The following is a 10,479-nucleotide window of genomic DNA, read 5'->3' as shown; positions in this document are numbered from 1 at the left end:
GCGTACACGCAGTACGTGAGGCTTGTGAGCACTGCCCAGGACCAAAATGGCAAATAAAATAGCCTAATGGGATAGGCTCTAAGGATATGAAGCCACAATAATGAACAGTACCGGATTAAATATTATTAAAACGCTGGGATGCATGACGGCGGTGACCTTCTTCACCATTTATAACACCCGGGATCACTATGATTACGACTATCACTGGATCCTCGGTTTTCTGACGTTTATTTCGACCATAGCCACGCCGCTGTTTTTTGTGGTGGCGGGCTATCTGGATTCGCAGTCACGGCACGATGCGCAGTGGCAAATGGGTAAAATCAAAAGCGTAGTTATCGTCTTCCTGTTCTGGATGACAGTGTACTATCTCTGGGAACCCTACCAGCGCGGTTATCTTATCCAGCCGTGGTTTGTTTTTGCCTTTATTGTGATTTACACCTTTCATCCGCTTATCGAGTGGCTCAGCCAGCGACGCAAGCTATTTTTCGGCGTGGTATTTGCGCTGCTGTTGCTCTCATATGGCTACGATCTGCTGTCCGCGCTGTATCCTGATGTTCATGCGCTGAGCCTGGCCCCGCAGTACCGTTTGTGGACCTGGCTGCTGTTTTACCTGACCGGCCAGCTGTTCAGCGATCCGCTGGTCGCCAGTTGGCTGACCCGCGAGAGAGTGGTGAAAGGCGCGATGATCGCCATTCCGTTTATTTATCTCTTCACCTGGTTTTACGAGCGCCATTTCTTCTTCGCCCTGTTTAAGGCTGACAGAAATGCGTTCATTCTTACCGGATCACAAATTTATATTTTGGTGGTGGCGCTGGTGATTGCCGCCAACGGCGTGCGGTTTCGTAAAAACAGCGAGTTTAAAGAGACCATTCTGGCGACTATCAGCAAAACGATGACCGGCGTCTATATTCTTCACTACTCCGTTTTTCATCTGCTGACCGCGCTTATCCCAATTAGCTCGCTGGGAACCAAGTTAATGCTGATTGTCCTGACGTTCATCGCCTCGGTGTTAATTTCAATGCTAGCGCTGTCCAATTCGCTGGTGAAAAAGGTGATTACGATTTGATGCCCTCTTAAAAACCGTAGCGCAGCCACGCAAACAGCACGTTGCCGTTATTGTAGGTGCCGGGAATATAGGTGAACTGCACGCTCAGGCGGCGATAGCTGGCGGAAAAGAGCGGCAAAATAATCGGTAGCGGTACGTAGTTGGCGAAGTCTTCTCGGGCGGTGATCCCGGCGGTCACCCCAAGCCCCAGGCGAAAATCGCGACTACTGTCCAGATACCAGCCCTTCTCCCAGCCGTAGCCGATAATCGGCTGCCACTCGTTGTGCGAATCCTTAAACATCATCGCGTAGAGTGAGCTCCAGTTACCTTCTTCGTTATATCTTGAGACACCAAATCCCCCGCCCCACGGCATCTCATTGTAGTTATCGGTTTTCTCTTTATCGTACATAAAGCGGTTGTGCCAGCTGAGAAATGGCAGATACAGGTCGTAGTTTTGCGGCTGATTCCAGGTTTGCGAGACATCGTCTTTTAGCCAGTTCCACCAGCCGCTGACGCGTTGTTCGCCATAAACCTTTGTTTCCGCCTGTACCGCAAAGGCGAAAATAAACAGAGTTCCCCACACTATCCGCAGACAACGTCGCATTGTTTTATCCTTAAAGGGGTCGTCTCAGAATTCGGAAAATAAAGCACGCTAAGGCGTAGTCACCCCGTGACTCCCCCGCGCCGATGCAGCGAGCTTCGTTCCGTCTTGCAGTGACGCAATCAGCGGGCAGGAAACGTTCCCTTTCCGCGCATGGCAGGCGCACACCAGTTCAGACAGCACGGCCTCCATGCGTGCCAAGTCGGCCATCTTCTCGCGCACATCCTTGAGCTTGTGCTCGGCCAGGCCGCTGGCTTCCTCGCAATGGGTGCCATCCTCCAGCCGCAGTAGCTCGGCGATTTCGTCCAGGCTAAAGCCCAGCCGCTGGGCCGATTTCACGAACCGCACTCGTGTTACATCCGCCTCGCCATAGCGGCGAATGCTGCCATAGGGCTTGTCTGGCTCCGGCAGCAGGCCCTTGCGCTGGTAGAACCGGATGGTCTCCACATTGACCCCGGCCGCCTTGGCAAAAACGCCAATGGTCAGATTCTCAAAATTAATTTGCATATCGCTTGACTCCGTACATAACTACGGAAGTAAGCTTAAGCTATCCAAACCAAATTTGAAAGGACAAGCGTATGTCTGAACCACAAAAGTCTGAACCACAAAACGGGCGCGGCGCGCTCTTCGCCGGTGGGCTGGCCGCCATTCTTGCGTCGGCCTGCTGCCTGGGGCCGCTGGTTTTGATCGCCTTGGGGTTCAGCGGGGCATGGATCGGCAACCTGACGGTGCTGGAACCCTATCGCCCGATCTTCATCGGCGCAGCGCTGGTCGCGCTGTTTTTCGCCTGGCGGCGCATCTACCGCCCGGCGCAAGCCTGCAAACCGGGTGAGGTCTGCGCGATTCCCCAAGTGCGAGCTACTTACAAGCTCATTTTCTGGATCGTGGCCGCGCTGGTCCTGGTCTCGCTCGGATTTCCCTACGTCATGCCATTTTTCTATTAATCACAGGAGTTCATCATGAAAAAACTGTTTGCCGCCCTCGCCCTCGCTGCCGTTGTTGCCCCCGTGTGGGCCGCCACCCAGACCGTCACGCTGTCCGTGCCTGGCATGACCTGCGCCTCTTGCCCGATCACTGTCAAGCACGCGCTTTCCAAGGTTGAGGGCGTGAGCAAGACCGACGTAAGTTTCGACAAGCGCCAGGCCGTCGTCACCTTCGACGATGCCAAGACCAACGTCCAGAAGTTGACCAAGGCGACCGAGGACGCGGGCTATCCGTCCAGCCTCAAACGCTGATCCGTTAACCGAACTCGGGAGCGACACATGGGACTCATCACGCGCATCGCTGGCAAAACCGGCGCGCTCGGCAGCGTCGTTTCCGCGATGGGCTGCGCCGCCTGTTTTCCTGCCATCGCCAGCTTTGGCGCGGCCATCGGACTGGGCTTCTTGAGCCAGTACGAGGGGCTATTCATTGGCATCCTGCTGCCGATGTTCGCCGGCATCGCGTTACTCGCCAATGCTATCGCTTGGCTCAATCATCGACAGTGGCGACGCACGGCGCTCGGCACGATAGGCCCGATCTTGGTGCTGGCAGCGGTGTTTTTAATGCGGGCTTACGGCTGGCAGAGCGGTGGACTGCTCTATGTCGGCCTGGCCTTGATGGTTGGGGTGTCGGTCTGGGATTTCATCTCGCCAGCACATCGCCGCTGCGGGCCGGACAGCTGTGAATTGCCAGAACAACGTGGCTGACGGCAACAGCCGTAGCCACCACAGAAAAGGAAAAATACATGACCACCCTGAAAATCACCGGGATGACCTGCGACTCGTGCGCGGCTCACGTCAAGGAAGCCTTGGAGAAAGTGCCCGGCGTGCAATCGGCGCTGGTGTCCTATCCGAAGGGCACAGCGCAACTCGCCATTGAGGCGGGCACGTCATCGGATGCGCTGACTACCGCCGTGGCCGGACTGGGCTACGAGGCAACGCTTGCCGATGCGCCACCGACGGACAACCGCGCCGGCCTGCTCGACAAGATGCGCGGCTGGATAGGGGCCGCTGATAAGCCCAGTGGCAACGAACGCCCGTTGCAGGTCGTCGTCATTGGTAGCGGTGGAGCCGCGATGGCGGCAGCACTGAAGGCCGTCGAGCAAGGCGCGCAGGTCACGCTGATTGAGCGCGGCACCATCGGCGGCACCTGCGTCAACGTCGGTTGTGTGCCGTCCAAGATCATGATCCGCGCCGCCCACATCGCCCATCTGCGCCGGGAAAGCCCATTCGACGGCGGCATGCCACCCACACCGCCGACGATCTTGCGCGAGCGGCTGCTGGCCCAGCAGCAGGCCCGTGTCGAAGAACTCCGTCATGCCAAGTACGAAGGCATCCTGGACGGCAATTCAGCCATCACCGTTCTGCACGGTGAAGCGCGTTTCAAGGACGACCAGAGCCTTATCGTTAGTTTGAACGAGGGTGGCGAGCGCGTCGTGATGTTCGACCGCTGCCTGGTCGCCACGGGTGCCAGCCCGGCGGTCCCGCCGATTCCGGGCTTGAAAGAGTCACCCTACTGGACTTCCACCGAGGCCCTGGCGAGCGACACCATTCCCGAACGCCTTGCCGTAATCGGCTCGTCGGTGGTGGCGCTGGAGCTGGCGCAAGCCTTTGCCCGGCTGGGCAGCAAGGTCACGGCCCTGGCGCGCAATACCTTGTTCTTCCGTGAAGACCCGGCCATCGGCGAGGCGGTGACAGCCGCTTTCCGTGCCGAGGGCATCGAGGTGCTGGAGCACACGCAAGCCAGCCAGGTCGCCCATATGGACGGTGAATTCGTGCTGACCACCACGCACGGTGAATTGCGCGCCGACAAGCTGCTGGTCGCCACCGGCCGGACACCGAACACGCGCAGCCTGGCATTGGAAGCGGCGGGGGTAGCCGTCAATGCGCAGGGGGCCATCGTCATCGACAAGGGCATGCGCACCAGTAGCCCGAACATCTACGCGGCCGGCGACTGCACCGACCAGCCGCAGTTCGTCTATGTGGCGGCAGCGGCCGGCACTCGTGCGGCGATCAACATGACTGGCGGCGATGCGGCCCTGGACCTGACCGCAATGCCGGCCGTGGTGTTCACCGACCCGCAGGTCGCCACCGTGGGCTACAGCGAGGCGGAAGCACATCACGACGGGATCGAGACCGACAGTCGCCTGCTAACACTGGATAACGTGCCGCGTGCGCTTGCCAACTTCGACACACGCGGCTTCATCAAGCTGGTCATCGAGGAAGGTAGCGGACGGCTCATCGGCGTGCAAGCGGTGGCCCCGGAAGCGGGTGAACTGATCCAGACGGCGGTGCTCGCCATTCGCAACCGTATGACCGTGCAGGAACTGGCCGACCAATTGTTCCCCTACCTGACCATGGTCGAAGGGCTGAAGCTCGCGGCGCAGACCTTCAGCAAGGACGTGAAGCAGCTTTCGTGCTGCGCCGGATGAGGAAAAGGAGGTGTTCAATGAGCGCCTACACAGTGTCCCGGCTGGCCCTTGATGCCGGGGTGAGCGTGCATATCGTGCGCGACTACCTGCTGCGCGGATTGCTACGGCCGGTCGCGTACACCACGGGCGGCTACGGCTTGTTCGATGACACCGCGTTGCAACGGCTGCGCTTTGTACGGGCTGCCTTCGAAGCGGGTATCGGCCTGGACGCACTGGCGCGGCTGTGCCGGGCGCTGGATGCTGCGGACGGTGACGGTGCGTCTGCGCAGCTTGCCGTGTTGCGGCAACTCGTCGAGCGTCGGCGCGAGGCCCTGGCCAGCCTCGAAATGCAACTGGCCGCCATGCCAACCGAACCGGCACAGCACGCGGAGAGTCTGCCATGAACAGCCCAGAGCACTTGCCGTCTGAGACGCACAAACCGATCACCGGCTACTTGTGGGGCGCGCTGGCCGTGCTCACCTGTCCCTGCCATTTGCCGATTCTCGCCATTGTGCTAGCCGGCACGACGGCCGGCGCGTTCATCGGGGAGCACTGGGGTATTGCAGCCCTCACGCTGACCGGCTTGTTTGTCCTGTCTGTGACGCGGCTGCTGCGGGCCTTCAAGGGAAGATCATGACCGCTTCCCAGCCAGCCGAGAGTGGGCAGCTTTGAGCTTCGCTACCAATCTGGAGGAGTACCACCATGAACGCAAACGCCCCGAACACTGCCAGTTGCACCACCTGCTGCGTATGCTGCAAAGAAATTCCGCTCGATGCCGCCTTCACCCCGGAAGGCGCGGAATACGTCGAACATTTCTGCGGGCTGGATTGCTATGAACGCTTCCAGGCACGCGCCAAGGCCGCGACAGAATCTGACATTGCACCTGTCCCTGGCGGTTCGCAGCCGTCAGATTGAGGCATACCCTAACCTGATGTCAGATGTTGAGCACAAACAACGTCAGAGTAGGGTATTAATTTATATTTATTGACACATTCAGCCAAGGGTAATAGATTTCATCCTGACATTTTTACCTTTGGAGGCATCTTGCAAGGTCAACGTATCGGCTACGTTCGCGTCAGCAGCTTCGACCAGAATCCTGATCGACAACTGGAACAAATAGAAGTCGGCAAGGTATTCACCGATAAGGCTTCAGGCAAGGACACACAACGTCCCGAACTTGAAAGGCTGCTGGCCTTCGTCCGCGAGGGCGACACCGTGGTGGTGCATAGCATGGACAGGTTGGCACGCAACCTTGATGACCTGCGCCGCATCGTCCAAGGGCTGACACAACGGGGCGTGCGCATGGAGTTCGTCAAAGAAGGGCTAACGTTCACCGGCGAGGACTCACCGATGGCCAATCTGATGCTGTCGGTCATGGGAGCCTTTGCTGAGTTCGAGCGCGCTCTGATCCGCGAACGTCAGCGCGAGGGAATCGTGCTGGCTAAGCAGCGCGGGGCCTACCGGGGACGAAAGAAATCGCTGAACAGCGAACAAATTGCCGAGTTGAAACGGCGAGTTGCGGCAGGCGACCAGAAAACCTTGGTGGCCCGTGACTTCGGCATCAGCCGCGAAACCTTGTACCAGTACCTGCGGGAAGACTGACCATGCCACGCCGCTCAATCCGGCACTGTTGCAAATAGTCGGTGGTGATAAACTTATCATCCCCTTTTGCTGATGGAGCTGCACATGAACCCATTCAAAGGCCGGCATTTTCAGCGTGACATCATTCTGTGGGCCGTACGCTGGTACTGCAAATACGGCATCAGTTACCGTGAGCTGCAGGAGATGCTGGCTGAACGCGGAGTGAATGTCGATCACTCCACGATTTACCGCTGGGTTCAGCGTTATGCGCCTGAAATGGAAAAACGGCTGCGCTGGTACTGGCGTAACCCTTCCGATCTTTGCCCGTGGCACATGGATGAAACCTACGTGAAGGTCAATGGCCGCTGGGCGTATCTGTACCGGGCCGTCGACAGCCGGGGCCGCACTGTCGATTTTTATCTCTCCTCCCGTCGTAACAGCAAAGCTGCATACCGGTTTCTGGGTAAAATCCTCAACAACGTGAAGAAGTGGCAGATCCCGCGATTCATCAACACGGATAAAGCGCCCGCCTATGGTCGCGCGCTTGCTCTGCTCAAACGCGAAGGCCGGTGCCTGTCTGACGTTGAACACCGACAGATTAAGTACCGGAACAACGTGATTGAATGCGATCATGGCAAACTGAAACGGATAATCGGCGCCACGCTGGGATTTAAATCCATGAAGACGGCTTACGCCACCATCAAAGGTATTGAGGTGATGCGTGCACTACGCAAAGGCCAGGCCTCAGCATTTTATTATGGTGATCCCCTGGGCGAAATGCGCCTGGTAAGCAGAGTTTTTGAAATGTAAGGCCTTTGAATAAGACAAAAGGCTGCCTCATCGCTAACTTTGCAACAGTGCCTGATTCGATGTGTTTGCGGGAAAAAAATCGGCCCAGATCCGCGAAATTTTAATCAGCGAGTCAGCTTGGGAAGAAATGACCTGCTTATTCGCACCTTCCTTAATATAAAGACACAAGCAGAGACATTTTTGGCACGATATAAAAACGCTAAGTTAAAAAATCACTATGACGTGTTGGGTATCAAATGTTCACTGGCATAAACCTCTGTTTCTGATGTAAAACAGATTTTCTGAGGAGGCGTAAAACCTCCTCGTACTGCGAAATTGATTTAGTGATAGCGATCGATCACGCCAACCAGATAGTGGTCGGTTTGCTGCATGTTGATGCCCGCTTTTTTAGCGCTGCGGACTTCATCCAGAATGATTTGCAACAGCGTCCCGTCCACGATTTCCTCTTTTCTGTATCGCTTCAGGAAGTTAATCGCTGACTTATCGTTTGCTGCCTGGGCGTCTTCCGTCAAAGAGGTCAGCGCATTAATGCGCTTCTGGTAATCGCTTACCGTCTGCTCAAACAGATCTTCCAGCGTGGAAAATTCACCGCACCGGGCGTGTTGCTCCTGTAACACCGGCGTGGCGCCGCTCTGTTTGATGTATTCGTACATGCGCATCATTTGCGTCACCGTATTTTGCGCCTGATGACGCAAAAATAGTGCGGTGCCATTAAGGCTATTCTCGCTGCACCTCTGGCTGAGCTGAAGATACAAATTTGAGGTATAAAACTCCTGATTCATTTGCGCATTCAGTTTTTGAACTATTCCGCTAGCGATCATAGGACTTCCTTATTTCTTGTCATCTCAGAAAACGGTCACTCTTCGAAAAAACAACCAGAATAAAAGCGATTCTTTCGCTTTTTTTATTGCGCCTGGTTACGCAGTCATATTCATTTTAAGTCGGGATGCTCCTTATTTAAATATCCAACCCTACTATCGCATTTCTATCTGGCATTATTCTGTGATGGTGTTTCGATATTCACACTCCCTGTGCCAATCCTTTCTTATCGACAGTAGGAAACTTCCTCCGGCTATTCTGCTGAACACGATTAGGGGCACTGTTGCAAAGTTAGCGATGAGGCAGCCTTTTGTCTTATTCAAAGGCCTTACATTTCAAAAACTCTGCTTACCAGGCGCATTTCGCCCAGGGGATCACCATAATAAAATGCTGAGGCCTGGCCTTTGCGTAGTGCACGCATCACCTCAATACCTTTGATGGTGGCGTAAGCCGTCTTCATGGATTTAAATCCCAGCGTGGCGCCGATTATCCGTTTCAGTTTGCCATGATCGCATTCAATCACGTTGTTCCGGTACTTAATCTGTCGGTGTTCAACGTCAGACAGGCACCGGCCTTCGCGTTTGAGCAGAGCAAGCGCGCGACCATAGGCGGGCGCTTTATCCGTGTTGATGAATCGCGGGATCTGCCACTTCTTCACGTTGTTGAGGATTTTACCCAGAAACCGGTATGCAGCTTTGCTGTTACGACGGGAGGAGAGATAAAAATCGACAGTGCGGCCCCGGCTGTCGACGGCCCGGTACAGATACGCCCAGCGGCCATTGACCTTCACGTAGGTTTCATCCATGTGCCACGGGCAAAGATCGGAAGGGTTACGCCAGTACCAGCGCAGCCGTTTTTCCATTTCAGGCGCATAACGCTGAACCCAGCGGTAAATCGTGGAGTGATCGACATTCACTCCGCGTTCAGCCAGCATCTCCTGCAGCTCACGGTAACTGATGCCGTATTTGCAGTACCAGCGTACGGCCCACAGAATGATGTCACGCTGAAAATGCCGGCCTTTGAATGGGTTCATGTGCAGCTCCATCAGCAAAAGGGGATGATAAGTTTATCACCACCGACTATTTGCAACAGTGCCTCGAATCAGCCTATTTAGGCTATTTTTTCCACCATTTCTGGCGTTATTTCCGGTTTTTACTGAGATCTCTCCCACTGACGTATCATTTGGTCCACCCGAAACAGGTTGGCCAGGGTGAATAACATCGCCAGTTGGTTATCGTTTTTCAGCAGCCCCTTGTATCTGGCTTTCACGAAGCCGAACTGCCGCTTGATGATGCGAAACGGGTGCTCCACCCTGGCACGGATGCTGGCTTTCATGTATTCGATGTTGATGGCCGTTTTGTTCTTGCGCGGATGCTGCTTCAAGGTTTTTACCCTGCCGGGACGCTCGGCGATCAGCCAGTCCACATCCACCTCGGCCAGCTCCTCGCGCTGTGGCGCTCCTTGGTAGCCGGCATCGGCTGAGACAAATTGCTCCTCTCCATGAAGCAGATTACCCAGCTGATTGAGGTCATGCTCGTTGGCCGCGGTGGTGACCAGGCTGTGGGTCAGGCCACTCTTGGCATCGACACCAATGTGGGCCTTCATGCCAAAGTGCCACTGATTGCCTTTCTTGGTCTGATGCATCTCCGGATCGCGTTGCTGCTCATTGTTCTTGGTCGAGCTGGGTGCCTCAATGATGGTGGCATCCACCAAAGTGCCTTGGGTCATCATGACGCCTGCTTCGGCCAGCCAGCGATTGATGGTCTTGAACAATTGACGGGCCAGTTGATGCTGCTCGAGCAGGTGGCGGAAATTCATGATGGTGGTGCGATCCGGCAGGGCGCTATCCAGGGATAATCGGGCAAACAGGCGCATGGAGGCGATTTCGTACAGGGCATCTTCCATGGCACCGTCGCTCAGGTTGTACCAATGCTGCATGCAGTGAATACGCAGCATGGTCTCCAGCGGATAGGGCCGTCGGCCATTGCCCGCCTTGGGATAAAACGGCTCGATGACAGCGGTCATATTCTGCCATGGCAGAATCTGCTCCATGCGGGAGAGGAAAATCTCTTTTCGGGTCTGACGGCGCTTAGTGCTGAATTCACTATCGGCGAAGGTGAGTTGATGGCTCATGATGTCCCTCTGGGATGCGCTCCGGATGAATATGATGATCTCATATCAGGAACTTGTTCGCACCTTCCCTAAGTCACCGGCGGCTTGCCTGCCACACAT

14 protein-coding genes and 1 pseudogene are annotated in these 10,479 nt (G+C 55.8%); 10 read left to right on the top strand and 5 right to left on the bottom strand.

Annotation, left to right across the window (positions count from 1 at the left end):
* Window positions 1-142: 142 nt before the first annotated feature.
* Window positions 143-1,066: an acyltransferase gene (locus C2U41_RS28785; protein ID WP_024196075.1), complete on the top strand. Its 924-nt coding sequence runs from the start codon at window positions 143-145 to the stop codon at window positions 1,064-1,066.
* A gap of 7 nt (window positions 1,067-1,073) precedes the next feature.
* Here the strand turns inward: C2U41_RS28785 and pagP are convergent, their stop codons facing one another.
* Together pagP and merR are read right to left on the bottom strand one after the other, a co-directional pair.
* Window positions 1,074-1,649 carry a lipid IV(A) palmitoyltransferase PagP gene (gene pagP, locus C2U41_RS28780; RefSeq protein WP_045270086.1) on the bottom strand — a complete coding sequence of 192 codons (576 nt, stop codon included), beginning with the start codon at window positions 1,647-1,649 and terminating at the stop codon, window positions 1,074-1,076.
* A 48-nt stretch (window positions 1,650-1,697) separates the two neighbouring features.
* Window positions 1,698-2,153, bottom strand: a complete 456-nt coding sequence (gene merR / locus C2U41_RS28775; RefSeq protein WP_001166628.1) for an Hg(II)-responsive transcriptional regulator — start codon at window positions 2,151-2,153, stop codon at window positions 1,698-1,700.
* 71 nt (window positions 2,154-2,224) lie between these two features.
* On the opposite strand from merR, the gene merT reads away from it, so the two are divergent.
* From merT to C2U41_RS28725, 9 genes and pseudogenes are all read left to right on the top strand, one after another.
* Window positions 2,225-2,590 (top strand): mercuric ion transporter MerT, encoded by a 366-nt coding sequence (merT, locus tag C2U41_RS28770; protein ID WP_001294656.1) that lies wholly within the window; start codon window positions 2,225-2,227, stop codon window positions 2,588-2,590.
* 15 nt (window positions 2,591-2,605) lie between these two features.
* Window positions 2,606-2,881, top strand: coding sequence for a mercury resistance system periplasmic binding protein MerP (gene merP, locus C2U41_RS28765; RefSeq protein ID WP_000732275.1), 276 nt, complete (start codon window positions 2,606-2,608; stop codon window positions 2,879-2,881).
* Window positions 2,882-2,908: 27 nt separating this feature from the next.
* Window positions 2,909-3,334, top strand: a complete 426-nt coding sequence (merC, locus tag C2U41_RS28760) for an organomercurial transporter MerC (protein ID WP_000522996.1) — start codon at window positions 2,909-2,911, stop codon at window positions 3,332-3,334.
* Between the two features lie 38 nt (window positions 3,335-3,372).
* The gene (gene merA / locus C2U41_RS28755; RefSeq protein WP_000209296.1) at window positions 3,373-5,058 is read left to right on the top strand and encodes a mercury(II) reductase; all 1,686 of its coding nucleotides are present in this window, start codon (window positions 3,373-3,375) and stop codon (window positions 5,056-5,058) included.
* Between the two features lie 17 nt (window positions 5,059-5,075).
* Window positions 5,076-5,441 carry a mercury resistance co-regulator MerD gene (merD, locus tag C2U41_RS28750; RefSeq protein WP_001277466.1) on the top strand — a complete coding sequence of 122 codons (366 nt, stop codon included), beginning with the start codon at window positions 5,076-5,078 and terminating at the stop codon, window positions 5,439-5,441.
* Window positions 5,438-5,674, top strand: a complete 237-nt coding sequence (gene merE / locus C2U41_RS28745) for a broad-spectrum mercury transporter MerE (protein WP_001087807.1) — start codon at window positions 5,438-5,440, stop codon at window positions 5,672-5,674. The genes merD and merE overlap by 4 nt, the downstream gene beginning before the upstream one ends.
* A gap of 50 nt (window positions 5,675-5,724) precedes the next feature.
* A pseudogene (locus C2U41_RS28735) lies at window positions 5,725-5,952 on the top strand (DUF3330 domain-containing protein); the annotation flags it as partial.
* A gap of 129 nt (window positions 5,953-6,081) precedes the next feature.
* Window positions 6,082-6,639, top strand: coding sequence for a recombinase family protein (locus C2U41_RS28730; RefSeq protein WP_001162010.1), 558 nt, complete (start codon window positions 6,082-6,084; stop codon window positions 6,637-6,639).
* Between the two features lie 84 nt (window positions 6,640-6,723).
* Window positions 6,724-7,428 (top strand): IS6-like element IS26 family transposase, encoded by a 705-nt coding sequence (locus C2U41_RS28725; RefSeq protein WP_004118358.1) that lies wholly within the window; start codon window positions 6,724-6,726, stop codon window positions 7,426-7,428.
* Between the two features lie 320 nt (window positions 7,429-7,748).
* Here the strand turns inward: C2U41_RS28725 and C2U41_RS28715 are convergent, their stop codons facing one another.
* From C2U41_RS28715 to C2U41_RS28700, 3 genes are all read right to left on the bottom strand, one after another.
* On the bottom strand, window positions 7,749-8,249 hold the full coding sequence (locus C2U41_RS28715; RefSeq protein ID WP_001752509.1) for a non-heme ferritin-like protein: 501 nt from the start codon (window positions 8,247-8,249) through the stop codon (window positions 7,749-7,751).
* 326 nt (window positions 8,250-8,575) lie between these two features.
* Window positions 8,576-9,280 (bottom strand): IS6-like element IS26 family transposase, encoded by a 705-nt coding sequence (locus tag C2U41_RS28705; RefSeq protein ID WP_004118358.1) that lies wholly within the window; start codon window positions 9,278-9,280, stop codon window positions 8,576-8,578.
* A 119-nt stretch (window positions 9,281-9,399) separates the two neighbouring features.
* Window positions 9,400-10,380 carry an IS5-like element ISKpn26 family transposase gene (locus C2U41_RS28700; RefSeq protein WP_016947617.1) on the bottom strand — a complete coding sequence of 327 codons (981 nt, stop codon included), beginning with the start codon at window positions 10,378-10,380 and terminating at the stop codon, window positions 9,400-9,402.
* Window positions 10,381-10,479: the final 99 nt, after the last annotated feature.

Origin of the sequence: Citrobacter freundii complex sp. CFNIH4 (assembly GCF_002934505.1) — a bacterium.
Taxonomy (GTDB): Bacteria; Pseudomonadota; Gammaproteobacteria; order Enterobacterales; family Enterobacteriaceae; genus Citrobacter; species Citrobacter freundii.
This window is presented reverse-complemented; position numbering and strand designations above follow the sequence as displayed.